General features: G+C 57.7%; 23 protein-coding genes. 6 read left to right on the top strand and 17 right to left on the bottom strand.

The window, feature by feature from the left end:
* Window positions 1-116: 116 nt before the first annotated feature.
* From ppdD to hofC, 3 genes are read left to right on the top strand one after another with little or no spacing between them, the layout of a single operon-like run.
* Entirely contained in the window at window positions 117-554 is a 438-nt protein-coding gene (ppdD, locus tag AB8804_RS09125; RefSeq protein ID WP_371185174.1) for a prepilin peptidase-dependent pilin, read from the top strand.
* A gap of 12 nt (window positions 555-566) precedes the next feature.
* A complete protein-coding gene (gene gspE / locus AB8804_RS09120; RefSeq protein WP_371185172.1) occupies window positions 567-1949 on the top strand; it encodes a type II secretion system protein GspE in 1383 nt (460 codons plus the stop codon).
* Window positions 1939-3135, top strand: a complete 1197-nt coding sequence (gene hofC, locus AB8804_RS09115) for a protein transport protein HofC (RefSeq protein WP_371185170.1) — start codon at window positions 1939-1941, stop codon at window positions 3133-3135. The genes gspE and hofC overlap by 11 nt, the downstream gene beginning before the upstream one ends.
* 32 nt (window positions 3136-3167) lie before the next feature.
* Here hofC and AB8804_RS09110 read toward each other — a convergent pair whose 3' ends face one another.
* Window positions 3168-4211 (bottom strand): GMP reductase, encoded by a 1044-nt coding sequence (locus AB8804_RS09110; protein ID WP_371185168.1) that lies wholly within the window; start codon window positions 4209-4211, stop codon window positions 3168-3170.
* Window positions 4212-4439: 228 nt separating this feature from the next.
* Here AB8804_RS09110 and coaE point away from each other — a divergent pair, with 228 nt between their 5' ends.
* Genes coaE through yacG form a run of 3 tightly spaced genes read left to right on the top strand, consistent with a single transcriptional unit; the run spans window position 4440 to window position 6010 of the window.
* Window positions 4440-5060: a dephospho-CoA kinase gene (gene coaE, locus AB8804_RS09105; RefSeq protein ID WP_371185166.1), complete on the top strand. Its 621-nt coding sequence runs from the start codon at window positions 4440-4442 to the stop codon at window positions 5058-5060.
* Window positions 5060-5803: a cell division protein ZapD gene (gene zapD, locus AB8804_RS09100; RefSeq protein WP_371185164.1), complete on the top strand. Its 744-nt coding sequence runs from the start codon at window positions 5060-5062 to the stop codon at window positions 5801-5803. Before coaE ends, zapD begins: the two co-directional genes overlap by 1 nt.
* A 9-nt stretch (window positions 5804-5812) precedes the next feature.
* Window positions 5813-6010, top strand: a complete 198-nt coding sequence (yacG, locus tag AB8804_RS09095) for a DNA gyrase inhibitor YacG (protein WP_371185162.1) — start codon at window positions 5813-5815, stop codon at window positions 6008-6010.
* 34 nt (window positions 6011-6044) lie between these two features.
* Here yacG and mutT read toward each other — a convergent pair whose 3' ends face one another.
* The 16 genes from mutT to AB8804_RS09015 form a co-directional block, all read right to left on the bottom strand.
* Window positions 6045-6437, bottom strand: a complete 393-nt coding sequence (mutT, locus tag AB8804_RS09090) for an 8-oxo-dGTP diphosphatase MutT (RefSeq protein ID WP_371185160.1) — start codon at window positions 6435-6437, stop codon at window positions 6045-6047.
* Between the two features lie 57 nt (window positions 6438-6494).
* Entirely contained in the window at window positions 6495-9200 is a 2706-nt protein-coding gene (secA, locus tag AB8804_RS09085; protein ID WP_371185158.1) for a preprotein translocase subunit SecA, read from the bottom strand.
* Window positions 9201-9257: 57 nt separating this feature from the next.
* On the bottom strand, window positions 9258-9761 hold the full coding sequence (gene secM / locus AB8804_RS09080) for a secA translation cis-regulator SecM (RefSeq protein WP_371185156.1): 504 nt from the start codon (window positions 9759-9761) through the stop codon (window positions 9258-9260).
* 258 nt (window positions 9762-10019) lie between these two features.
* Entirely contained in the window at window positions 10020-10937 is a 918-nt protein-coding gene (gene lpxC, locus AB8804_RS09075) for a UDP-3-O-acyl-N-acetylglucosamine deacetylase (RefSeq protein WP_371185154.1), read from the bottom strand.
* A 101-nt stretch (window positions 10938-11038) separates the two neighbouring features.
* Window positions 11039-12190, bottom strand: a complete 1152-nt coding sequence (gene ftsZ, locus AB8804_RS09070) for a cell division protein FtsZ (protein ID WP_371185152.1) — start codon at window positions 12188-12190, stop codon at window positions 11039-11041.
* A gap of 61 nt (window positions 12191-12251) precedes the next feature.
* Window positions 12252-13508, bottom strand: a complete 1257-nt coding sequence (gene ftsA, locus AB8804_RS09065; RefSeq protein WP_112011125.1) for a cell division protein FtsA — start codon at window positions 13506-13508, stop codon at window positions 12252-12254.
* Window positions 13505-14347 (bottom strand): cell division protein FtsQ, encoded by an 843-nt coding sequence (ftsQ, locus tag AB8804_RS09060; RefSeq protein ID WP_371185150.1) that lies wholly within the window; start codon window positions 14345-14347, stop codon window positions 13505-13507. Before ftsQ ends, ftsA begins: the two co-directional genes overlap by 4 nt.
* A gap of 1 nt (window position 14348) precedes the next feature.
* Window positions 14349-15269, bottom strand: coding sequence for a D-alanine--D-alanine ligase (locus AB8804_RS09055; RefSeq protein ID WP_371185148.1), 921 nt, complete (start codon window positions 15267-15269; stop codon window positions 14349-14351).
* The gene (murC, locus tag AB8804_RS09050) at window positions 15262-16737 is read right to left on the bottom strand and encodes a UDP-N-acetylmuramate--L-alanine ligase (RefSeq protein ID WP_371185146.1); all 1476 of its coding nucleotides are present in this window, start codon (window positions 16735-16737) and stop codon (window positions 15262-15264) included. The genes AB8804_RS09055 and murC overlap by 8 nt, the downstream gene beginning before the upstream one ends.
* Window positions 16738-16793: 56 nt before the next feature.
* A complete protein-coding gene (murG, locus tag AB8804_RS09045) occupies window positions 16794-17858 on the bottom strand; it encodes an undecaprenyldiphospho-muramoylpentapeptide beta-N-acetylglucosaminyltransferase (protein ID WP_371185144.1) in 1065 nt (354 codons plus the stop codon).
* A complete protein-coding gene (ftsW, locus tag AB8804_RS09040) occupies window positions 17855-19099 on the bottom strand; it encodes a cell division protein FtsW (RefSeq protein WP_371185142.1) in 1245 nt (414 codons plus the stop codon). Before ftsW ends, murG begins: the two co-directional genes overlap by 4 nt.
* Window positions 19099-20415, bottom strand: a complete 1317-nt coding sequence (murD, locus tag AB8804_RS09035) for a UDP-N-acetylmuramoyl-L-alanine--D-glutamate ligase (RefSeq protein WP_371185140.1) — start codon at window positions 20413-20415, stop codon at window positions 19099-19101. Before murD ends, ftsW begins: the two co-directional genes overlap by 1 nt.
* A 2-nt stretch (window positions 20416-20417) precedes the next feature.
* The gene (gene mraY / locus AB8804_RS09030) at window positions 20418-21500 is read right to left on the bottom strand and encodes a phospho-N-acetylmuramoyl-pentapeptide-transferase (RefSeq protein WP_371185138.1); all 1083 of its coding nucleotides are present in this window, start codon (window positions 21498-21500) and stop codon (window positions 20418-20420) included.
* Window positions 21494-22852, bottom strand: coding sequence for a UDP-N-acetylmuramoyl-tripeptide--D-alanyl-D-alanine ligase (gene murF / locus AB8804_RS09025; protein WP_371185136.1), 1359 nt, complete (start codon window positions 22850-22852; stop codon window positions 21494-21496). The genes mraY and murF overlap by 7 nt, the downstream gene beginning before the upstream one ends.
* Entirely contained in the window at window positions 22849-24336 is a 1488-nt protein-coding gene (gene murE / locus AB8804_RS09020; RefSeq protein ID WP_371185134.1) for a UDP-N-acetylmuramoyl-L-alanyl-D-glutamate--2,6-diaminopimelate ligase, read from the bottom strand. Before murE ends, murF begins: the two co-directional genes overlap by 4 nt.
* Window positions 24323-26089 carry a peptidoglycan glycosyltransferase FtsI gene (locus AB8804_RS09015; RefSeq protein WP_371185132.1) on the bottom strand — a complete coding sequence of 589 codons (1767 nt, stop codon included), beginning with the start codon at window positions 26087-26089 and terminating at the stop codon, window positions 24323-24325. Before AB8804_RS09015 ends, murE begins: the two co-directional genes overlap by 14 nt.
* Between the last annotated feature and the right edge of the window lie 3 nt (window positions 26090-26092).

The raw sequence follows: 26092 nt of genomic DNA, 5'->3' as shown, positions 1-26092 counted from the left end.
ATCTTCGCTGCAACGCCGCATAAAAACGCTGAAAGCGCCTTCACTTTTCTCTTTTTGCCCCTCGTTTGACGCGGTTTCTCCTGCCAGAGTTGCGCCACCTAACGCGAGGAGCAGAGATGAACAGACAGCAAGGATTTACGCTTATTGAGCTGATGGTGGTCATTGGCATTATTGCCATTCTGAGCGCTATCGGCGTACCCGCCTACCAGAACTACCTGCGCAAGGCCGCGCTCACCGATATGCTGCAAACCTTCGTGCCGTACCGTACGGCGGTTGAGCTTTGCGCCCTTGATCGCGGCGGCGTGGAGCGCTGCGATGGCGGCACTAACGGCATCCCGTCACCCACAACCACCCGCTACGTCTCGGGAATGAGCGTAGCAAAAGGCGTGGTGGCATTGACCGGCCAGGAAAGCCTGAACGGGCTTGAGGTGGTGATGACGCCCCAGTGGAACAATGGCAACGGCATGACGGGCTGGACGCGCGTTTGCAACATCAGCAGCGACGGCGCGCTCAGGCAGGCGTGTGAAGATGTATTCCGTTTCGACAACAACTGACGGAGGCGGACAATGAATGTTGAACAACTGACTGCCCTCTGCCAGCGTCACCATGCCCTACTGCTGAACAGCAGCAGCGAAACGATCGACATCGCGGTGGTGGGCAGCCCCGCAGCGGAGCTGATGGAAGCGCTGCGTTTCGCGACCCAAAAGCAGATTGATATTGCGTGCTGGAACGCCGAACGGATGGAAAAGCACCTGCAAATGACGGCCCGGACGCACCTGCCCGCCGCTGCTGCGCCGCATTCGGCCGTCGATATCTTAAACCATACGCTGCAGCAGGCGATAAACCAGCGCGCGTCCGATATTCACATCGAGCCAGACGAGCAGACGTGCCAGATTCGCCTGCGGATCGACGGCGTGCTGTGCCCCCAGCCCCCGCTTGCCAGCGCGCTGGCGACGATGCTCATCGCCCGGCTGAAAGTGCTGGGCAACCTTGATATTGCGGAACGCCGCTTGCCGCAGGACGGGCAGTTCACGGTTGAGCTGGCGAACGAGCCGGTCTCTTTTCGCATCGCCACACTTCCCTGCAACGGCGGCGAGAAAATCGTGCTGCGTCTGCTTCACCAGGTCCAGCAGGCGCTGGACACCACCCAGCTCGGGATGAGCGCCGAACAGCACGCCTGCTTTACGGAAGTACTCCAGAAACCGCAGGGGCTGATTTTAGTTACGGGCCCCACCGGAAGCGGGAAAACCGTGACGCTTTACAGCGCGCTTCAGGCGCGAAACAAGCCTGACGTGAATATTTGCAGCGTCGAAGATCCTGTCGAAATACCTTTGTCAGGATTGAACCAGACGCAAATCAACCCGCGCGCCGGCCTCACCTTTCAGAGCGTGCTGCGCGCGCTGCTGCGCCAGGACCCGGACATCATCATGGTGGGGGAAATTCGCGACGGTGAAACGGCAGAAATTGCGATCAATGCCGCGCAGACCGGCCACCTTGTCCTGTCGACGCTGCATACCAACTCCACGGCAGAAACCCTTGTTCGCCTTCAGCAGATGGGCGTGGCCCGCTGGATGATCTCATCGGCCCTTTCGCTGGTGGTTGCCCAGCGGCTGGTTAGGCGCCTTTGCCCCCACTGTCGACAGAAAACAGAATATCAGTCCGGGGTACCGCGCGCGCTTTGGCCGCGGCCCCTTCCCCGTTGGCAGCCCGTCGGTTGCGATCGCTGCTATCACGGCTTTTACGGCCGCATCGCGATTTTCGAGGTGCTGAACGTCGATAACACGCTTCGGCAGGCCATTGCCACCGGCGCGGCGATTGAGGTGATAGAGGCCAGCGCCAGGCAGGTGGGGATGATCTCTTTGTTTGAACATGGCTGCATGGCCGTCGAGCAGGGGCTTACCACATTCGAAGAGCTGCTGCGCGTTCTGGGGATGCCCGATGAAGGCTAATCGGCTCTGGCGCTGGAGGGCGATCTCCTTCGAAGGTGAACCGCAGCGCGGGATGCTCCTGGCTGCCAGCCGTGAGGAGGCCTGCTCGGCATTAATCAGAAAAGGGTTAAACCCGCTGGCGATCGGCAAATATACGCACCGTCTTCGCTGGCAGCCGCATCACTGCTACGAGATTTTTCGCCAGCTGGCGACGCTACTGCAGGCGGGCCTGATGCTGACGGAGAGCCTGGAGATGCTGGCACGTCAACACTCCTTACCGCACTGGCAGGCGCTACTGCAGCGCCTGGCTGATGACCTGGGTGAAGGATGCGCCTTTTCGGAGGCATTAGGAAAATGGCCCGCGGCCTTCAGCCCGCTTTATGTTTCGATGGTGAAAACCGGCGAGCTGACGGGCAAGCTGGAGATCTGCTGCTGCAAGCTTGCGCTGCAGCAGAAGAACCAACAGCTGCTGCGCGCCAGGGTTAAAAAAGCGTTGCGCTATCCGCTTATCATCCTCAGCCTGGCCGTCGGCGTGGTGCTGGCGATGGTCACGCTGGTGCTTCCGGAATTTGCGGCAATCTACAAAACGTTTAATACGCCGCTTCCCGCGCTAACGCAGGCCGTTATGGGCTTTGCGGCGTTTGTTCAGGCACATGCGCCGGGAATTTTTGTGACGCTGCTTATGCCCGCTATCGCCCCCTTTGGCCTAAGGCAACGCCCGGGCTGGCAGAGACTGACTCAGCGTGCGCTGCTGCGGTTGCCAATAATGGGCGGGCTGGCGCGAGGGCAAAAATTAGGACAGATTTTTACCGTGCTAACGCTGACGCAGCAGGCGGGTATTCCGTTTTTACAGGGCCTGGTCAGCGCAGAAGAGACGGTTGAGAGCCTCTACTGGCGGGAGAAACTTCGCGGGGTTCATGAACAAATCGAAGGAGGTGCGCCCATCTGGTCCTCCTTTCAAAAGGCCTGCGTTTTCACTCCGCTCTGCATTCAGCTGATTCGAACCGGGGAGGCATCGGGGGCGCTGGACGTTATGCTGGAGAATCTTGCTAACCATCACATGGAGCAGACGTTTCAGCAGGCAGACGGTCTTGCCGCCATGCTTGAACCCTTACTGCTAATCGTGACGGGCGTGATAATCGGTACGCTGGTTGTGGCGATGTATCTGCCGATTTTCCATCTGGGGGATGCAATGAGCGCGGGATAGCGCTGGCGCACGAACATGCGCCAGCAAAAGCTTTACAGGCTATTAAATACGCGGTTTTCCTGCTCCTGTACGCGGATAAACGTCGTGCGCTTCGTCAGCTCTTTCAGACGAGAGGCGCCAACGTAGGTGCAGGCGGAACGCAGACCGCCGAGGATATCGAGCGCGGTGTTCGCAACCGGGCCGCGCAGAGGCAGCTTCACGGTTTTGCCTTCTGCCGCGCGGTATTTTGCCACGCCGCCGACGTGACGGGTCATCGCAGATTCAGAGCTCATGCCGTAGAACAGCATGAACTTCTCGCCGTTCTCTTCCACCACGGTGCCGCCGCTCTCTTCGTGACCCGCCAGCATACCGCCGAGCATCACAAAATCAGCGCCGCCGCCGAAGGCTTTTGCCACGTCGCCCGGCGTGGTGCAGCCGCCGTCGCTGATAATCTGCCCGCCCAGGCCGTGAGCCGCATCGGCACACTCAATAACGGCAGATAGCTGCGGATAACCGACCCCGGTCTTCACGCGCGTGGTGCAAACGGAGCCCGGACCAATACCCACTTTTACGATATCCGCGCCGGAAAGAATCAACTCTTCACACATCTCACCGGTCACCACGTTGCCCGCGATGATGGTTTTGGTCGGCCATGCTTCACGCGCCTTGCTGACGAACTGCACGAAGTGTTCGGAATAACCATTCGCCACGTCAATGCACACGAAGTTCAGCGCCGGATTGGCATTCAAAATCTGTTTGGTTTTCTCGAAATCGGCGTCGGACGTGCCGGTAGAGACCATCACGTGCTTAACGACGTCAGCAGATGCGGAGGCGACGAAAGCGCTCCAGTCTTCGGTGCTGTAATGCTTGTGCACCGCCGTCAGTACGTCGAATTTTGCCAGCGCCGTCGCCATCTCGAACGTGCCCACGGTGTCCATGTTCGCCGCGATAATCGGTACGCCAGACCAGGTCTGACCGGAATGTTTAAAGGTGAACTGACGTTCGAGTTCAACGTCTGAGCGGCTTTTCAGCGTAGAGCGTTTAGGGCGGATAAGAACGTCTTTGAAACCTAACTTCAGATCTTCTTCGATACGCATGTGCGGATTCCTGGGGTTAGAGGCAAATAAAGTAAAAGCACAACTCCAGTGACGCTATCATACGCACTAATACCTGCTCCGCAAGACTGCGAAATTCTCTTTTTTTACGCTACAATCCTATAAATTTACCTGGTCAAAAGCGGGTAAAGAGAGTCAAACATGCGCAGTAATAAGTTTGTTTTTTAAGCAACTGATTTTAATAATGAATAATTCCCAGGATGTAATGTAATGGGGTATATCGTCGCATTAACCGGCGGCATCGGGAGCGGCAAAAGCACCGTTGCGGACGCATTTTCACGTCTCGGCATCACAATAATTGATGCCGACGTCATTGCCCGTCAGGTGGTAGAACCCGATACACCTGCACTCAAGGCTATCGAAGCCCGTTTCGGCAGTACCATCCTGAATGACGATGGGACGCTCAACCGCCGTCGTCTGCGCGAATACATTTTTTCTGATTCTTCAGAAAAAGACTGGCTCAATTCGCTGCTCCACCCCATTATCCACCAGGAAACTCAGCGTCAGATTGCCGCCTCAACCTCCCCGTATTGTTTGTGGGTCGTTCCGCTGCTGGTCGAAAATCAGCTGCAGAAAAAAGCGGACAGGGTTCTGGTGATCGACGTTTCTCCCGAAACGCAGATCCAGCGAACGATGGCGCGCGATCGCGTTTCGCGGGAACATGCTGAACAAATTCTTTCCGCCCAGGCCACGCGCGAAGCGCGCCTTGCCGTGGCGGATGATGTTATTGATAACAACGGCGCACCAGATGCCATTGCATCGGATGTTGCCCGCCTGCACGCGCAATACCTGAAGTTCGCCGCGCAGGCCGTTGCACAGGAAAACCCCTAATGTCTACTCATATTCTTTTTGAGCATCCGCTGAATGAAAAAATGCGCACCTGGCTGCGCATCGAGTTTCTTATTCAACAGCTTTCAGAGCATTTGCCGGTCAACGATCATGCCACGGCGCTGCATTTTTTCCGCAACGTAGGCGATCTGCTGGATGTGGTTGAACGCGGCGACGTCCGTACAGAGCTGTTGAAGGAGCTGGAGCGCCAGCAGCGTAAATTACAGGCCTGGGCTGAAGTGCCGGGCGTGGATCAGAGCCGTATCGACTCTCTGCGCCAGCAGCTCAAAAACAGCAGCACCGTTTTGATGGCCGCACCGCGCGTTGGGCAGTTTCTTCGTGAAGACCGCCTTATTGGCCTGGTGCGCCAGCGCCTGAGCATTCCCGGCGGCTGCTGCAGCTTCGATCTCCCCACGCTGCATATGTGGCTTCATATGCCGCAGGCCCAGCGTGATGCGCAGGTCAACAGCTGGATGGCAAGCCTGGAGCCGGTGAATCAGGCGTTAACGCTCATTCTCGATCTGGTTCGAAACTCAGCGCCTTTCCGCAAGCAGACCAGCCTGAATGGGTTTTACCAGGACAACGGGGACGATGCCGACCTGCTGCGCCTGAGCCTGTCCCTTGGTGAGCAGCTATATCCGCAGATTTCCGGGCATAAAAGCCGCTTTGCGATCCGCTTTATGCCGCTGGACAGCGAAAACGGCACCGTGCCGGAACGCCTCGATTTTGAACTGGCCTGTTGTTAAGGAGTGCCGATGTCTGACGTAACCACCGTAAGCTGCCCAACCTGTGGAAAAACCGTTGTCTGGGGCGAAGTGAGCCCGTTTCGCCCCTTCTGCTGCAAGCGCTGCCAGCTGATTGACCTTGGCGAATGGGCGGCGGAAGAGAAACGCATTCCGAGCGAAGGCGATCTTTCCGACAGCGACGACTGGAGCGAAGAGCAGCAGCGCTAGCCTTCAAAGCCTGCTGACGCTTCGCTTAGCAGGCCTACCGGTTGCCCGTCAGCCGAGCGATGACGGGCTCATTTGCCGGAGGGAATTTATCGGCGTCGCTCGCCTGAAGCTCAACCCAGCTGCCCGGCTGCCCCTCTTTCCCCCACGGCTCTCCTTCCCAGCTTTCAACCAGCCAGAACCAGAGCGTGATGTGTCGATCCGGAAACTGATACTCAAGCTTATCAAAAAGCGATGCGTCCAGCGGGGTGATGCCCACCTCTTCCTGGAGCTCACGCGCTAGCGCCTGCTCCGGCGTTTCACCGGCCTCTATTTTCCCACCGGGAAACTCCCACTTGTTCGCCATGTGGGCATCGGCGGCGCGCTGGGTGATGAAGATTTGGTTTTGCGGGTTGCGAATAATCCCGACTGAAATTTGCAGCGTTTTCATTGTGTCACTTCCATAAAAAAGGCGCAGATATCTGCGCCTTTTCGTTTTTATATGAACTTAGCTCAGGCGGCCGTGGCACGCCTTATATTTTTTACCGGAACCGCACGGGCACGGATCGTTGCGTCCCACTTTACGATCGCCGGTTTGCGCCGCGATCGCCGCAGCCGCTTCGTTCTCGTCGGTCTGGTGGCTCAGCTGCTGCATCTGCGCCAGACGCTCGGCTTCTTCACGACGCTGCTGCTCCATCGCTTCCACCTCTTCCGGCATGCGCACCTGAACTTTGCTCAGGGTGCTGATGACTTCATACTTCAGCGACTCCAGCATGGCAGCAAACATCGAGAAGGATTCGCGCTTGTACTCCTGCTTCGGATCTTTCTGCGCGTAGCCGCGCAGGTGGATGCCCTGACGCAGGTAGTCCATCGCTGCCAGGTGCTCTTTCCACAGGGAATCGAGCGTCTGCAGCATCACGCCTTTTTCGAAGTGACGCATCATCTCGGCACCCACCACTTCTTCCTTACGCTTGTACACTTCCAGCGCGGTTTCAAAGATGCGCTCACGCAGGGTCTCTTCGTGCAGCTCAGGCTCTTTGTCCAGCCACTCTTTGATTGGCAGCTCGAGGTCGAAGTCGTTTTTCAGGCGCTCCTGCAGGCCTTCGATGTCCCACATCTCTTCAAGAGACTGCGGCGGAATGTGCGCGTCGATAGTTGCCTTGAACACGTCTTCGCGGATGCTGTTGATGGTTTCGCTCACGTCGGACACGTCCAGCAGCTCGTTACGCTGGGTGTAGATCGCGCGACGCTGATCGTTGGCCACGTCATCGTATTCCAGCAGCTGCTTACGAATATCGAAGTTGCGGCTTTCCACTTTGCGCTGGGCGTTGGCAATTGCCTTGGTGACCCACGGGTGCTCGATCGCTTCGCCAGGCTTCATGCCCAGTTTACGCATCATGCCGGACACGCGGTCGGAGGCAAAAATACGCATCAGCGCATCTTCCATAGACAGGTAGAAGCGGGAAGAACCGGCATCACCCTGACGACCCGCACGGCCGCGCAGCTGGTTATCGATACGGCGAGACTCATGACGCTCGGTGCCAATGATGTGCAGACCGCCGGAGGCCAGAACGGCATCGTGGCGAACCTGCCAGTCGGCCTTGATTTGAGCAATTTGCTCCGGCGTTGGGTCTTCCAGCTCCGCCACTTCCGCCTGCCAGCTGCCGCCGAGCATAATGTCCGTACCACGGCCCGCCATGTTGGTGGCGATAGTTACCGCCCCCGGATAGCCTGCCTGCGCAACGATATCCGCCTCTTTGGCGTGGAATTTGGCGTTCAGCACGTTGTGCTTGATGCCCGCTTTCGTCAGCTCGTTGGAAACCACTTCGGATTTTTCAATGGAGATGGTACCCACCAGCACAGGCTGGCCGTTCGCGGTACGCTCGCGAATATCTTCAATGATCGCCTGAATTTTTTCAGCTTCCGTCATGTAGACCAGATCCGCCATATCCTTACGGATCATTGGACGGTTGGTCGGTACAACGACGGTATCCAGCTTGTAGATCGAGCTAAACTCGAACGCTTCGGTATCGGCGGTACCGGTCATACCCGCCAGCTTCTCGTACAGACGGAAGTAGTTCTGGAAGGTGATGGACGCCAGCGTCTGGTTTTCGTTTTGAATATCTACGCCTTCTTTGGCTTCAACCGCCTGGTGAAGACCATCGGACCAGCGACGCCCCTGCATGGTACGGCCGGTGTGTTCATCAACGATGATCACTTCGCCGTCTTTAACGATGTAGTCGACGTCGCGGGTGAACAGCGCGTGTGCGCGCAGTGCGGCGGTGACGTGGTGCATCAGCATGATGTTGGTCGGGGAGTACAGCGACTCGCCCTCTTCCATAATGCCCTGCTCAACCAGCAGCTCTTCAATTTGTACCAGACCGCGTTCGGTCAGGTTTACCTGGCGCGCTTTTTCATCAACGGAGAAGTGGCCTTCACCCTGGAAGGTGTCGGAGTCCTCTTTTTCCTGGCGCAGCAGGTGCGGAATGATTTTATCGACTTTGCGATACATCTCGGAGCTGTCTTCGGCCGGACCGGAGATGATCAGCGGGGTACGAGCTTCGTCGATCAGAATGGAGTCAACCTCATCCACCAGCGCATAGTGCAGTTTACGCTGTACGCGCTCTTCCGGGCTGAACGCCATGTTGTCACGGAGGTAGTCAAAGCCGTATTCGTTGTTGGTGCCGTAGGTGATGTCCGCGTTGTACGCTTCGCGCTTGGCCGGAGCAGGCAGGCCAGACATGTTGATGCCGACGGTCAGGCCCAGGAACTCAAACAGCGGGCGGTTGTTTTCGGCGTCACGCTGCGCCAGATAGTCGTTGACGGTAACAACGTGGACGCCCTTACCGGTCAGCGCGTTCAGGTAAGCAGGAAGGGTCGCCGTCAGCGTTTTACCTTCACCGGTACGCATCTCCGCGATGCAACGCTCGTTAAGCACCATACCGCCCAGCAGCTGCACGTCGAAGTGGCGCATGCCAAAGACGCGTTTACTGGCTTCACGCACCACCGCGAAAGCTTCAGGGATCAGGCTTTCTAAGGTTTCACCTTTTTCCAGTCGCGCGCGGAACTCTGCCGTTTTTGCTTTCAGCTCGTCATCGGTGAGCTTCTCCATCGCCGGTTCCATGCCGTTGATGACGGCAACGGCTTTGCGCATGCGGCGCAGGGTACGATCGTTACGGCTACCGAAAACTTTAGTTAATAATTTGATTAGCATAATAAATTCTCAAACGCCCCAGATGGGCAGATAAATTAAGGTATTGGAAAGGTTAATTTAGCTGAGGCGTAAAGGCCCGGCGCGGATGCCATGGACCTGGCTAATCCACGTTGAGACGGAGAACGTTGCCGGGGAGGCAAATGCCGTTTTTATCGGCTGCCTGACGGAGGCGGGCGGCTGGCTATCCTGAGTGAGCAGCGCATTCAGCGTGTCCAGCAAAGCAAGATGCTGAGCCTGAACAGGAAGCGTTTCTTCAGCGACAGGCATCGTCTGCGGTGCCATCGCGAAAGAAAGATGGCGAATAACCGTGCGGATGGCGTGCTGCTGCCAGTAATCAACGGAGAAATTAGGACGACGACTGGCTTCAAGCCACGCAAGGTTAGTTAAGTTGCCCCGCGTGGAGAGGTCGTGTTTGGTCGTCGTAGAGCGTGCTGGCGCTGCGGCTTCTGCGCTGTTGCTGAGCACAGGCAAGCCGAAACTCGCCGCGACCATCCCTAATATGAGATGCGGCCAGAAGTATCGTCTGCCAAATTGTCGCCAGCGCGTCAGTATTCCGCTCACTTGCTCCACCACATAAGCCAGCCCGGTAAGGCTGAGTTTGATTATTCTTTTTTAGCGCCCAGATAGTATCACTAAAGCCAATATACAGCAGCAGGAATGACGATTAACAGCGGGGAAAAACGGTCAAGAATGCAGCTAACGCGCAGATTTTCTGCGTCAGAGACGCGGCATATGGCGCTAAAAATAAAAACGACCGGCTTCCCTGGCCGGAGAGAGTACCAGGTAAACCAGTCGTTTTTTACGAAACGGTTTGAACCGTTACGCCAGGACCGTGCTTGGAGCTTTGAATGCCAGAGGCAGTTCAGCTTCGTCTTCGAAGGTCACATATTCCCAGGCTTCCTGTTTTGCCAGGACTGCCTGCAACAGCTTGTTGTTCAGCGCATGACCGGATTTAAACGCGGTAAATGCACCAATGATATTGTGACCGCACATGAACAGATCGCCGATCGCATCCAGCATTTTGTGACGAACAAATTCATCTTCAAAACGCAGGCCGTCTTCGTTCAGTACGCGATAATCGTCAACAACGATGGCACAATCGAAGCTGCCGCCCAGGCACAGGCCGCGGGACTGCAGATATTCGATATCACGCATGAAGCCGAAAGTACGGGCACGACTAATCTGGCGCATAAACGCATCCGCAGAGAAGTTCATCGCATAGCGTTGGGTGCTGGAATCAATCGCAGGATGGTTAAAGTCGATGGTAAAGTCCAACGAGAAACCATTATACGGTTTAAATTCAGCCCACTTGTCGCCATCTTCGACGCGAACGGTCTCTTTGATGCGAACAAATTTCTTCGCGCAGTTCAGTTCTTCGATGCCGGCATCCAGCAACAGATAGACGAACGGTGCAGCACTGCCATCCATGATCGGGATTTCTGGTGCATCGACTTCAACAACGATGTTGTCGATACCCAGCCCCGCCAGAGCGGCGTTGAGGTGCTCTACGGTAGAAATCCGCACGTCATGCTCGTTCACCAGACAAGTACAGAGCATAGTATCACGCACAGATTTGGCATCGGCCGGAAAATCTACCGGTGGATTCAAGTCGGTGCGACGATAGATGACCCCGGTATTGGCCGGCGCAGGGCGTAACGTCAGTGTGACTTTTTTGCCGGTATGTAAACCGACGCCAGTCGCCTGAACGATACGTTTAAGTGTCCTTTGTTTGATCATCGTATAATCTCGCCAAATTAACTATCCAACCGAGAGTGTATCTCACTAACGGTGGGCCAGTTTAGCACAAAGAGCGAAAATCCCCAAATTCCAGTCAATTCTTAGTCAGCTTGCTTACGCAAGAACGCTGGAATGTCCAGATAATCCGGCTCTTTCGCGGTTTGTGGCGTGGTATCGTTCACCACTTTCGCAGCGGGTTTTTGCTCTTGAGTCAGCGGAGCCATACCGTGCTGCTGGAAACGATCCATCACCGGTTGCTGAGTCTGCTTGTTGGTCACCAGCGTGATCTCAGGACGCTTGTCCATACCGATACCGGTAGCAACAACCGTTACGCGCAGCTCGTCGTTCATTTCCGGGTCAAGGGAAGTACCGATTACCACGGTCGCGTTGTCAGAGGCGAACGCACGGATGGTGTTACCCACGGTTTCGAACTCATCCAGACGCAGGTCAAAGCCAGCGGTAATGTTGACCAGCACGCCGCGCGCACCGGACAGATCGATATCTTCCAGCAGTGGAGAAGAGATCGCCATTTCAGCGGCTTCTTCTGCACGGTCTTCACCGCTTGCCACGCCGGAGCCCATCATCGCATAGCCCATTTCGGACATCACGGTGCGAACGTCTGCAAAGTCGACGTTCATCAGGCCAGGACGGGTAATCAGTTCAGCGATACCCTGAACCGCGCCTTTCAGCACGTCGTTCGCCGCGCCAAACGCATCCAGCAGGGAGATACCGCGTCCCAGCACTTTCAGCAGCTTGTCGTTTGGAATGGTAATCAGAGAGTCCACGTGCTTGGACAGCTCGGTGATACCCTGCTCCGCGAATGCCATACGCTTTTTGCCTTCAAAGTTGAAAGGCTTGGTGACGACAGCAACGGTCAGAATACCTAAATCTTTTGCCACTTCTGCGACAACGGGTGCTGCACCGGTACCGGTACCGCCGCCCATACCTGCCGCAATGAAGACCATATCAGCGCCGTCCAGCGCAGCGCGCAGGGCTTCACGATCTTCTTCAGCCGCATTGCGGCCCACTTCCGGGTTAGCGCCCGCGCCCAGACCTTTGGTGATGCCGCCACCGATCTGAATCGTCTGGCCTACGGCCGTTTTACGCAGTGCCTGCGCATCGGTGTTAACCGCGAAAAATTCAACGCCTTCAATGCGCTCGCGCACCATGTGCTCTACGGCGTTACCGCCGCCGCCACCGACGCCGATGACTTTAATCACCGCGTCGTTGGTTAATTCCATTGGTTCAAACATAGTTTCTCTCCGTTGTGCCTGTCGCCCGAGACCGTTAATTCTCTCCGGTCTCTTAAAAAAATTAAAACTCTTTTCGCAACCAGGTGTTCAGTCGTTTGACCCACGACCCCACCGAGACGCGTTTTTCCACTTCTGCTTCACCACTCAAATGGGACTCTTTCCCGTAGTGGAGCAGGCCCACAGCCGTTGAGTAGTACGGCTCCTGGGCATAATCCGTTAAACCGGTGATATTCAGCGGCGCGCCGATACGCACCTGCGTATGGAACACTCGCTGAGCGCAGGCCGCAAGACCTTCAATTTGCGCTGCCCCACCGGTTAATACAATCCCCGCCGCGAGATGATGTTTCACACCCTGCTGGCGAAGCTGTTCCTGTAACTGCAAAATCTCTTCGTTGACCAGGTTAAGCAGCTCGGTGTAGCGCGGCTCAATCACCTCTGCCAGCGTCTGACGCTGCAGGCTGCGCGGCGGTCGACCGCCCACGCTTGGCACTTCGACGCTCTCGTCTTTACCGACGATAGAGCCCAGTGCGCAGCCGTGACGGACCTTAATCGCCTCTGCATCGCTCGGTGGCGTACCAAAGGCGTAGGCAATGTCGCTGGTCACAACGTTCCCTGCATACGGGATCACTTTTGTGTGGCGCAGCGCACCGCCGGTGTACACGGCGATATCCATTGTACCACCACCAATATCGACCACACAGACGCCCAGTTCACGTTCGTCTTCGGTCAGCACCGAGTAGCTGGCGGCCAGACCTGCAAAAATAAGTTGGTCAACTTTCAGGCCACAACGTTCAACGGCCTTTACAATGTTCTTCGCCATATCGTTGTGACATGTGATCAGGTGCACTTTTGCCTGCATACGCACGCCGGAAAGACCGACCGGGTTTTTGATCCCTTCCTGATAATCGATCGCATATTCCTGCGGGATGACGTGCAGCACGCGATGCTCATCGCGCACGCGGACGGATTTCGCGGTGTGGACCACGTTCTCTACGTCTTCCTGCGTCACTTCTTCTTCGGAAATGGGCACCATGCCAATTTCGTTCTGGCAGCTAATGTGCTTACCAGAGAGGGCAAGATAGACAGAAGAAATCTGGCAATCTGCCATCAGTTCAGCCTGATCGATGGCGCGCTGTACGCATTTCACCACCGACTCAAGGTCGTTAACCCCACCTTTATCCATACCACGGGACGGGCAACTGCCCACGCCAATGATATTGACCATACCGTCGGGCAGAACTTCCCCTACTAAAGCGGCAACCTTCGCGGTGCCAATCTCCAGTCCAACTACCAGTTTTCTGTCCGTCGCCTTGATCATCGTTGTTCTGCCTGTACCTGTGCCTGATTCTGTTGCTGATTAGGTTCTTCGACCGGAGCCGGCTCCCAACCGACTGCTGCGCCTGAGTCATAGCGCAAATCAACATAGCTTATCCGTTTGCCGTCCGTCTGAGCCTGCTGCTGTAGAACCGGGTAAAGTTCGACAAATCGTGCCAGACGTTTCATTGTGTCGCCGCGGCCAAGATTGAGCTTAATGCCGTTGGTTAACGTCAGCTGCCACGAGCGGCGTGCCGTCATCGCCGCATCCTTCAGCGTAAAACGATTCTTAGCCAGCACCTGCCCCATATCGCGAAAACCCTGCAACACTTCATTTTCGCTGCCTTCCGGGCCATACAACATCGGTAAATTTTGCTTATTGACGCGATCGGATGGGACGCTGAACGAATTTCCGTCTACGTCGACCATATGCTGATCATTCCAACGCGCAATGGGCACATATTCAACCAGATGAATCTTCAATTCATCAGGCCATTGCTTTCTTACGCTTGCCTGCTTGATCCATGGCAGACGCTCAATCTGGCTCTGGATGATGTTCACATCCTGGGTCATAAACGTACCGGGCGACCCAAGCGCCAGTATCGACTGACGAATATCGTCATTGCGCGTGTAATGGCGTTCACCGGTGACAACCAGCTTCGAGAGCGGTAAACGCTGCGCATCTTCCATCCAGCCCAGCACCATCCAGCCGCTGATAAACACGGTAAACAGCACGCCCAGAAGGAAGATAATCCCTGCAAGACGCGTTCCATTACTCCGCCGCGAAGAAGAATACTCTTCCTCGTCATCACGGTTGCGCGTGTTCAATGCAGCCTGCGACATATCAGCCCGCCTGGTCCAGAATACGTACAACTAACTGCGAGAAGCTCATCCCGGCCTGACGCGCGGCCATTGGCACAAGGCTGTGGCTGGTCATGCCTGGAGACGTATTCGCTTCCAGCAAATAAAATTGCCCATCACCGTCGAGCATTACGTCAATGCGCCCCCAGCCGCGGCAGCCCAGAACATTCCAGGCTTTAAGCACCAGGGACTGTAAATCTGCTTCGCGTTCTGCTTCAAGACCACTTGGGCAGAAATATTGCGTCTCATCAGAGAGATACTTCGCCTCATAATCATAGAAGACGCCAGCGGGTTGGATGCGAATTGACGGTAAAATTTCTTCACCCAGCATCGCCACGGTAAATTCCGGCCCGCTGAGCCATTTTTCGATCAGAACTTCTTCATCAGGTTGAAATGCCAGTTTTAACGCATCGGCTAATTTGCCAGCTTCGTCAACTTTGGACATTCCCACGCTCGACCCTTCACGGCTCGGCTTAACAATAACCGGAAGGCCCAGCTCTGCAATGCGCGTATTAACGCTATCAGAGAGGCCTAATTCAAACTCGCGGCGCGTCAGCGCAACCCACGGCGCAACGGGCAACCCCGCGCCCTGCCACAGCAGCTTGCTGCGCAGTTTATCCATGGAGATCGCCGACGCCATCACGCCGCTGCCGGTATACGGCATGCCGATCAGCTCCAGCAGCCCCTGCAGGGTACCGTCTTCACCGCCGCGGCCGTGCAGCGCGATAAAGGCTTTATCGAAGCCCATCGCTTTGAGCTGCGTGACGTCAATCTCTTTTGGATCGACCGGGTGCGCATCCACGCCACCCTCGCGCAGGCCAGCCAGTACGGCAGCGCCAGAGTTGAGTGAAACCTCGCGCTCGGCGGAGGTGCCGCCAAACAGGACCGCAATCTTATCAGCCATGATGCTCGTCCTCCTGAGTTTGCGGCTTCAGTTTGATTTCGGCTAAGGTACGGGCGATTTTGCCGATATTTCCCGCACCCTGAATGAGCACCAGATCGTTGCCGGTCAGGACCGGCGCCAGGATTTCGGCGACCTCTGCGGGATCCGAAACCAAAATAGGATCTACTTTACCGCGTCCGCGAATGGTACGACACAGGGAACGGCTATCCGCGCCCGGAATCGGAGTTTCGCCCGCTGAGTAAACGTCCAGCATCAGCAGCGTATCAACCTGAGACAGCACGCTCGCGAAGTCGTCATACAGATCGCGGGTACGGGTGTAGCGGTGCGGCTGGAAAATCATCACCAGATTTTTTTCCGGCCAGCCTGCGCGCGCCGCTTTAATGGTGGCGTCGACTTCCGTTGGGTGGTGGCCGTAGTCATCCACCAGCATGGCCGTGCCCGGCTTGCCGTTTACCGCTTCCAGCGGATATTCGCCGAGGAAGTCAAAACGACGGCCCGTGCCCTGGAAGCTCTCCAGCGCGCGAAGAATGGCGTCGTCGTCAATACCCTCTTCGGTTGCGACCGCAACGGCCGCCGCCGCGTTCAGGGCGTTGTGGCGGCCCGGGGCGTTAAGGGTAACGTGAAGCAGCTCTTTGTCCTGACGCGCCAGGGTGAAATGCCCCTGCGCGCCCAGCTGTTTGTAATCTTCGATGCGGACATCAGCGTCTTCGCTGAAGCCGTAAGTGGTGATTTGACGACCGACGCGCGGCAGCAGCTCGCGGATCACCGGATCGTCTACGCACATGACCGCACGACCATAAAACGGCAGATTGTGCAGGAAATTAATAAAGGTCTGTTTTAAATTTTCGAAGTCGCCCTGGTAGGTATCCATGTGGTCGGCTTCGATATTGGTGACGATCGCCACCATCGGCTGCAGGTGCAGGAACGACGCGTCGCTCTCATCCGCTTCCGCAATCAGGTAACGGCTGTGGCCCAGGCGCGCGTGGACGCCCGCCGCTTTTACCAGGCCACCGTTAACGAAGGTTGGGTCGAGGCCCGCTTCAGCATAAATGCTGGAAACCATCGCCGTGGTCGTGGTTTTACCGTGGGTCCCGGCAACCGCGATGCCGTGACGAAAACGCATCAGCTCGGCCAGCATTTCTGCGCGGCGGATCACCGGAATACGCGCTTCATGCGCGGCAACGATTTCCGGGTTATCTGAAGAGATAGCGCTCGAAACCACCACCACGCTCGCGTTGATGACGTTCTCTGGGCGGTGATTGAAATAGATAGTCGCCCCAAGCGACGCCAGCTGCTGCGTAACGGGGTTCGGTGCCAGGTCGGAACCACTGATCTGATAGCCTTCGTTCGCCAACACTTCGGCAATACCGCCCATGCCAGCACCGCCGATGCCGACAAAGTGAATGTGCCGGACGCGACGCATCTCGGGCACGATTGAACGCAGTTTTGCCAGTTGTTGTGTATTCATTCTCTAAACGCCATCGACTACTTAAAATTCGTGCAGCGCAACACGCGCTGCGAGGGTTAAGCCCGTGCTGCCAGGCTCACTTCTTTTGCTACCCGCTCCGTCGCATCGGGAATGGCCGTTGCGCGCGCACGTTCGGCCATCACCAGCAATGCTTCACGATCCCAGCCCGCCAGGGTAGTGGCGACCGCGTCCGCGGTGAACCGCGGCTGTTCAAAAATTTTTGCGGCTCCGGCTTTTTCAAGCGGCAGCGCGTTCCAGTACTGCTGGCGGTCTTTATGCTGGAAAGGCACAAACACCGCAGGTAAACCCGCAGCGGCAATTTCACTCACCGTCAGCGCGCCGGAGCGACACACCACGACGTCGGCCCAGGCATATGCTGCCGCCATATCGTCGATAAATTCCGTCACCTTATGCTGCGGCTGGCCCGCCTCGGCGTAGCCCTGCTCAACCATCTGCTGTGCGCCTTTTCCACTCTGATGCCAGATGGTCACTGCGCTACCCAGCTTTGCGGCAGCCTGAGGCATCGTCAGGTTTAAGACGCGCGCCCCCTGGGAGCCGCCAACGACCAGCACGCGAACCGGGCCTTCACGCCCGTTTAGACGCACGTCGGGCAGCGCAAGCGCCAGCACGTCCACGCGAACCGGGTTACCCACCACGTCCGCTTTAGGGAATGCGCCCGGGAAGGCCTGCAGGACTTTGGTGGCAATCTTCGCCAGCCATTTGTTGGTCAATCCGGCAATGCCGTTCTGCTCGTGCAGCACGACGGGAATACCCAGAGACCACGCGGCCAGCCCGCCGGGGCCAGAAACATACCCGCCCATACCCAGCACCACGTCAGGCTTAAAGCGCTTCATGATCGCGCGCGCCTGACGCCAGGCGTTGAAAATACGCACCGGAGCCAAAAGCAGCGCCTTAACGCCCTTGCCCCGCAGGCCGGAAATGCGAATAAAGTCGATTTCAATCCCGTGCTTCGGCACCAGGTCGGCTTCCATACGGTCCGCGGTTCCGAGCCAGCGCACCTGCCAGCCCTGCTCCATCAAATGGTGCGCAACCGCCAGCCCCGGGAACACGTGTCCGCCGGTGCCGCCTGCCATCACCATTAACCGCTTCGGTTGATTCATCGTGAACCTCGCGTAAACGCCTGGGCTTTTTCCAGACGCGTCTCATAATCTATGCGTAACAAAAACATGATGGCCGTCGACATAATCAACAGACTGGAACCACCATAGCTGATCAGCGGCAACGTCAGGCCCTTGGTCGGCAGCATACCTGCTGCGGCCCCAACGTTAACCAGCGCCTGGAAGCTAAACCAGATACCAATTGAGCAGGCTAAGAAACCGGAGAAGCGGTGATCGATCTCCAGCGCCTTACGGCCAATCGACATGGCGCGGAAAGCGACGAAGAATACCATTAAAAGTGCCAATACCACACCGATATAACCCAGCTCTTCCCCAATGATGGAGAAGATAAAGTCGGTATGCGCCTCGGGTAAATATTCCAGCTTTTGGACCGAGTTGCCCAGGCCTTGCCCCCAGAGTTCACCGCGGCCAAACGCCATCAGCGACTGCGTCAGCTGGTAGCCGCTGCCGAAGGGATCTTCCCACGGGTTCCAGAAGGAGGTAACGCGGCGGATACGGTAAGGTTCGGCGAGGATCAGCAGCACAACGGCCGAAATCCCCATCCCGATAATCGCGATGAACTGCCACAGCTTGGCCCCGGCCAGGAACAGCATGGCCAGCGTGGTCACGAAGAGTACCACAACGGTACCGAGGTCAGGCTGCGCCAGCAGCAGCACCGCCAGCACCAGAATCACGCCCATCGGCTTCAGGAAGCCGCGCAGGTTGTTGCGTACCTCATCCACCTTGCGCACCAGGTAGTTCGCGAGATAGCAGAACAGCGAGAGCTTGGTGAACTCCGCAGGCTGGATGCGCAGCGGACCAAACGCGATCCAGCGCGATGCCCCGTTAACGGAGCTCCCGACGACCAGCACGATCAACAGCATAATGATGGACGCAATCAGCATCGCCGTGCTGTGACGCTGCCAGAACGTCATCGGCAGGCGCAGGGTGATCAGCGCCAGGCAGAACGCCAGAATGATGTACAGGCCATCGCGTTTGGCAAACAGGAACGGATCGTTGGCAAGACGCTGCCCGACGGGCATCGACGCCGACGTCACCATAATAAAACCGATCGCCGCCAGCCCCAGCGTAAGCCAGAACAGCATGCGGTCGTACATAATCAGGCTATCGGAATCTTTATCCCGGGACGCCATTACCCAGCCTTTGAGCGCCGCAAACAGCCATGCCAGGATGCCAAATCCCGGCAGGCGCGGCATTCTCAGGCGAGGGAAAGATAAACGCATCAGCCTAACTCCTTCGCCAGGCGGGTAAAGACATCGCCACGCTGTTCGAAATTCTTAAACTGATCGAGGCTGGCGCACGCCGGGGAGAGCAGCACCATATCACCGGGCTTCACGCGCGGCGCAATCAGGCGCATCGCCTGCTCCATGGTCTCGGTTTGCTCGGCGATGTCAGGACGCAGCGCGGCCAGTTCGCTACCGTCGCGGCCGAAGCAGTACAGGCGAACGTTGTCCCCGGTGAGATACTGTTTCAGAGAGGAGAAATCCGCTGATTTCCCGTCGCCGCCCAGCAGCAGGTGCAGCGTGCCGTCGACGTGCAGGCCGTTCAGCGCGGCCTCGGTGCTGCCGACGTTCGTCGCTTTCGAGTCGTTAATCCAGCGAACGCCGTTATGCTCCAGCGCCAGCTGGAAGCGGTGAGCCAGCCCGGTGAAGGTGGTCAGCGCCTGCAGGCTCGAAGAGCGCGGCAGGCCAACGGCATCCGCCAGCGCCAGCGCCGCCAGGGCGTTAGTGTAGTTATGCTGGCCGGAAAGCTTCATCTCCTTCACGTTCAGCACCTTTTCGCCCTTCACGCGCAGCCAGGTTTCGCCCTGCTGGCGGTTCAGGTGGTAGTCACCCATGGTGATACCAAAGCTGATGCAGCGCTCGTCCGCGCCGCGTACCGGCATGGTCAGCGCATCATCGGCATTCACCACGCACACTTTGGCGTTTTCATAGACGCGCAGCTTAGCGGCACGGTACTGCTGAAGGCCAAACGGATACCTGTCCATATGATCTTCGGTTACGTTCAGAATGGTTGCCGCCGCGGCCCGCAGGCTGGAGGTTGTTTCCAGCTGGAAGCTTGAAAGCTCCAGAACGTACAGCTCGCAGCCTTTATCCAGCAGCATCAGGGCCGGGAGGCCGATATTTCCGCCGACGCCGACGTTCATGCCCGCCGCTTTGGCCATCTCGCCCACCAGCGTGGTGACGGTGCTTTTTCCGTTAGAACCGGTGATGGCGATAACCGGCGCCTGCGCCTCGCGGCAAAACAGCTCGATATCGCCAACAATTTCAACGCCCGCATCCGCGGCGGCGCTTAATGAAGGATGCGCCAGCGCCATGCCCGGGCTGGCAACGATCAGATCGGCGGCCAGCAGCCAGTCATCATTCAGACCACCAAGGTGGCGTTCAACCTGCTCCGGCAGCGTGTCCAGACCCGGCGGAGAGACACGCGTGTCCATCACGCGCGGCGTAACGCCACGCGCAAGGAAAAAGTCCACGCAGGAAAGGCCGGTCAGGCCCAACCCGATGATAACGACTTTTTTACCCTGGTAATCTGCCATGATTAACGTACCTTCAGCGTTGCCAGGCCAATCAGCACCAGCATCAGCGAAATAATCCAGAAGCGCACAATCACGCGCGGCTCCGGCCAGCCTTTCAGTTCATAGTGGTGGTGAATCGGCGCCATGCGGAAGATGCGCTGTCCGCGCAGCTTGAAGGAGCCGACCTGCAGGATCACCGACAGGGTTTCCACCACGAAAACGCCGCCCATGATCACCAGCAGGAACTCCTGGCGCAGCAGCACGGCAATAATGCCCAGCGCGCCGCCGAGAGCCAGCGAACCGACGTCCCCCATAAAGACCTGAGCCGGATAGGTGTTAAACCACAGGAAGCCCAGCCCCGCGCCGACGATCGCCGTGCAGACGATCACCAGTTCCCCCGCGTGACGCAGGTACGGAATATGCAGGTAGTTGGCGAAGTTCATGTTACCGGTCGCCCATGCCACCAGCGCAAAGCCCGCGGCGACGAAGACGGTAGGCATAATCGCCAGGCCATCCAGGCCGTCCGTCAGGTTTACGGCGTTGCCGGTACCGACGATCACGAAGTAGGCCAGCAGGATGTAGAACAGCCCCAGCTGCGGCATCACGTCCTTAAAGAACGGGACAACCAGCTCGGTGGCTGGCGTTTCTTTCCCTGCGAGATAAAGCGCGAAGGCCACGCCCAGCGCAATCACCGACATCCAGAAGTACTTCCAGCGGGCAATCAGGCCTTTCGTGTCTTTACGGACCACCTTGCGGTAGTCGTCGACAAAGCCAATGATTCCGTAGCCAATCAGCACGGTCAGCACGCACCAGACGTACGGGTTGGATGGATAGGCCCACAGCAGCACCGACACCACGATCGCGGTCAGGATCATGATCCCGCCCATGGTCGGCGTGCCGCGCTTGCTGAAGTGCGACTCGGGGCCGTCGTTACGGACAACCTGCCCAAAAGAGAGTTTTTGCAGACGGGCGATCATGCGCGGGCCCATCCATAACGAGATGAACAGCGCGGTCAGCAGGCTGACGATGGCGCGAAACGTCAGATAGGAAAAGACGTTAAAGCCTGAGTAATATTTGACCAAATGTTCGGCCAGCCAAACTAACATGTCCCGCTCTCCTGTAATGCGTGCACAACTTCTTCCATGGCGGCACTGCGTGAACCTTTCACTAGCACAGTCACAATTTGTTTTTCTACAATCAACGATGTAAGGCGTTCAATCAGCGCCGCTTTATCGGCAAAATGCTCGCCGACGCCGCTGGCCTGGCTAATCGCCTGACTCAATTTTCCTGCGCTCAACACGCAGTCCAGACCTGCGGCCTTCGCCGCTTCGCCGACCTGGATATGGCACGCTTCGCTTTCTTCGCCCAGCTCGCCCATATCACCAACGACCATCACGCGGTAGCCCGGCATTTCAGACAGCACCTGCACGGCCGCCGTCATCGAGCCGACGTTGGCGTTGTAGGAGTCGTCCAGCAGGAGCTTGTTCTGCGCAAGCTGGATTGGGAACAGACGCCCCGGCACCGCTTGCAGATTCGCCAGCCCTGCTTTGATGGCGTCGTGCGTTGCGCCAACCGCCATAGACAGCGCGGCGGCGGCGAGCGCGTTGGCGATGTTGTGACGACCCGGCAGCGGCAGCAGCACGTCAATGCCGCCCGTTGGCGTATTGAGCGTAAACTCGGTGCCGTGCGACGTAACGTGAACGTTGGTCGCGGTAAAGTCGCTGTTGGCGGCATTCGGCGAGAAGCGCCAGGTTTTGCGATCGCCAATGATGCTTTGCCAGTTCAGCCAGTCGTTGTTATCGGCATTCATAATGGCGATACCGTCCGCCGGCAGGCCGGTGTAAATCTCCCCTTTGGCTTTCGCCACGCCTTCCAGCGAGCCGAAGCCTTCCAGGTGCGCCGCCGCCAGGTTATTCACCAGCGCGGCTTCCGGACGCGTCAGGCTGACGGTCCATGCAATTTCGCCCTGGTGGTTAGCGCCCAGCTCGATCACGGCAAATTCATGTTCTTTCGTCAGGCGAAGCAGCGTCATCGGCACGCCGATGTCGTTATTGAGGTTGCCCGCGGTATAGAGGGTATTTCCGCAGCGACTCAGAATCGCCGCGGTCATCTCTTTTACGGAAGTTTTACCGGACGATCCCGTCAGCGCGACGACGCGCGTCGGAACCTGCTGGCGCACCCATGCGGCCAGCTCGCCGAAGGCCAGGCGGGTATCTTTCACCACGATCTGCGGCAGATCGACGTCCAGCCTGCGGCTGACCAGCAGCGCGCCAGCGCCGTTCTCTTTGGCCTGTTCAGCAAAGTCGTGGGCGTCGAAGCGCTCGCCTTTCAGTGCCACAAACAGACAGCCCGCGGTGATTTTGCGGGTGTCGGTGGTGACGGCGTCAAGGGTCAGATCCTGACCGTGCAGTTCGCCCTGCAGGATCGCAGCAGCCTGGCCTAGCGTAAGGCTAATCATGCCACCACTCCCAGCAGGCGCGCTGCGGTCACGCGGTCGGAATAGTCCAGACGACGATTGCCGACGATCTGATAATCTTCATGGCCTTTACCGGCCAGCAGAACCACGTCGTTTTCACGCGCCTGCATAATGGCGCTGGTGACCGCTTCCGCGCGGCCTTCAACAACGCGAGCGCGGCCCGCGTCGAGCATACCGGCCAGAATATCGTTGATGATGGCGCGCGGCTCTTCGGTACGCGGGTTGTCATCGGTTACAACCGGAATATCCGCGAACTGCTCGGCAATCGCCCCCATCAGCGGGCGTTTACCTTTGTCACGGTCACCGCCGCAGCCAAAGACGCACCACAGCGTGCCCGCGCAGTGCAGACGCGCGGCTTCCAGCGCTTTTTCCAGCGCATCCGGCGTGTGGGCATAATCCACCACCACGGTCGGCTTGCCCGGCGCGCTAAACACTTCCATGCGGCCGCACACCGGCTGCAGGCTGGAAGCGGTTTTCAACAGCTCAGCCATCGGGTAACCCAGCGCCAGCAGCGTCGCCAGCGCCAGCAGCAGATTGCTGACGTTAAACGCGCCCATCAGGCGGCTTTCAATCTCGCCTTCACCCCATGAAGAGGCAAAGCGGATCGTCGCGCCGCTGTCGTGATAGTTCACTTCAATCGCCTTCAGCCAGCGGCCGCGGCAGTTCGGATTAATGTGGTCTTCCATCGAGACGGCGACCGCATCCGGCAGCTTCGCCAGCCAGCGGCGACCGACTTCATCATCCGCATTGATAATGGCCTGACCGGCGTGGTGCGTTGAATAGAGCAGCCATTTCGCGGCTTCGTAGTGCTCCATGTCGCCGTGATAATCGAGATGATCCCGGCTCAGGTTGGTAAACACGGACGCGGCAAATTTCAGCGCCGCAACGCGGTGCTGCACCAGCCCGTGGGATGAGACTTCCATGGCGGCAAAGGTCGCGCCCTGCCCGGCCAGCCCGGCCAGAACGTGCTGCACGTCAACCGCGGACCCGGTGGTATTCTCCGTTGGGCTCACTTTACCGAGCAGGCCGTTGCCCACCGTTCCCATCACGGCACCGGTTTCCCCCAGCAGCTGCGCCCACTGCGCCATCAGCTGCGTGGTGGTGGTTTTACCGTTGGTGCCGGTCACGCCAACCAGACGCAGCTGGTCAGAGGGCTCATGGTAAAAACGCCCTGCCAGCGCGGAGAGACGCTCATTTAGCTGGCTGAGGTAAATAACCGGCACGCCGTGCATTTCACGGATTTCACCGTCGGCTGCTTCATCTTTCGCCTCAGCAATAACGGCAGCAACACCTTGCGCAATCGCCTGCGGGATATATCGACGCCCGTCCGCCTGATGACCCACTACAGCCACAAAAAGATCGCCAGAAGCCGCTATGCGGCTGTCCAGCGTCATCTCTCGTAGCGCTCGCGCAGGCACGTTTTGCACCCACGGAGCGAGAAGGTCGCGCAAATTACGATCTGCCACCTGTACCCTCGCCTTGATTAGTTACAAATTCACTTTTATCGCCGGTCGCCAGCGCATCCGGTTCAATGTTCATGGTGCGCAACACGCCGCCCATGATCGCCCCGAACACCGGCGCTGAAACGGCACCACCGTAGTATTTACCCGCCTGTGGATCGTTGATAACGACCACCAGCGCAAAACGCGGATTGCTTGCAGGCGCAACGCCCGCGGTATAGGCAATGTATTTGTTGATGTAGCGGCCGTCTGGCCCCACTTTTTTCGCCGTACCGGTTTTAATGGCAATGCGATAGCCTTTAATCGCCGCCTTCACGCCGCCGCCGCCGGGCAGCGCGACGCTTTCCATCATGTGCACAACGGTACGCACGGTGGATTCCGGGAAGATACGCTCGCCGGGAACCGGTGGATCAACTTTGGTAATCGACAGCGGGCGATAGACGCCATAGCTGCCGATCGTCGCGTAGACTCGCGCTAACTGTAACGGGGTTACCATTAGCCCGTAGCCGAAAGAGAAGGTGGCCCTCTCTATGTCAGACCACCGTTGTTTTTGAGGATATAAGCCACTGCGTTCTCCGACCAACCCCAAATTGGTCGCCTTTCCCAGTCCAAAACGTGAGTAAGTCTCTACTAACGCTGAGGACGGCATCGCTAACGCCAGCTTGGAAACGCCGACGTTACTCGACTTCTGCAGGACCCCGGTCAGGGTCAATTCGCTGTAACGCGCCACGTCTTTGATTTCGTGACCGTTGATTCGGTAAGGGATCGTGTTCAGAACGGTATTTTCGTTCACGATGCCGCGCTGGAGCGCGGTCATCACCACCATCGGTTTGACGGTAGAGCCCGGCTCAAACACGTCGGTGATGGTGCGGTTACGCATCACGTCCTTCTGCGTGCCGGTCAGGTTGTTCGGGTTGTAGGATGGGCTGTTAGCCATCGCCAGCACTTCGCCAGTGCTCACATCCACCAGCACGGCGCTGCCCGACTCCGCCTTGTTAAACGCCACGGCGTTGTTCAGCTCGCGGTAAACCAGCGCCTGCAGACGTTCATCAATGCTCAGCGCGAGGTTGTGCGCCGCCTGGCTGTCCGTTGAAGAGATATCTTCAATGACGCGGCCATAACGGTCTTTACGCACGATACGTTCGCCCGGCTGGCCGGTAAGCCATTTATCAAAGCTTTTTTCAACGCCCTCAATGCCCTGGCTATCAACGTTGGTGAAGCCAATGAGGTGAGCGGTTACTTCGCCGGAAGGATAATAGCGGCGGGACTCTTCGCGCAGATGAATCCCCGGCAGCTTGAGTTTTTTGATGTAATCCGCCATGTCAGGGTTCACCTGACGCGCCAGATAGATAAAACGCCCTTTCGGGTTCGCATTCACGCGCGATGCCATCTGGTCGAGCGGCATCTTCAGGGCATCCGCCAGGGCTTTCCAGCGGTTATCGAGCGTAATGCCACCGGCATCGTGCAGCTCTTTCGGATCGGCCCAAATCGCTTTCACCGGCACGCTCACCGCCAGCGGGCGGCCGGAGCGATCGGTAATCATGCCGCGGGACGTCGACACTTCCTGCACGCGCAGAGAACGCATGTCGCCCTGGCGAACCAGCATGTCAGGGGCAATGATTTGCAACCACGCCACGCGGCCCAGCAGGAAACCCAGCGCCAATAAAATGCAGCCGCAAAGCAACGCAAAACGCCAACTGACAAAGTTGGCCTGTTCTTCCTGACGTTTTGGTTTTAGCGTTTTTGCCGCTGCTTTCATGCG

The organism is Enterobacter sp. KBR-315C3_2022 (assembly GCF_041399425.1).
GTDB lineage: Bacteria > Pseudomonadota > Gammaproteobacteria > Enterobacterales > Enterobacteriaceae > Enterobacter.
This window is presented reverse-complemented; position numbering and strand designations above follow the sequence as displayed.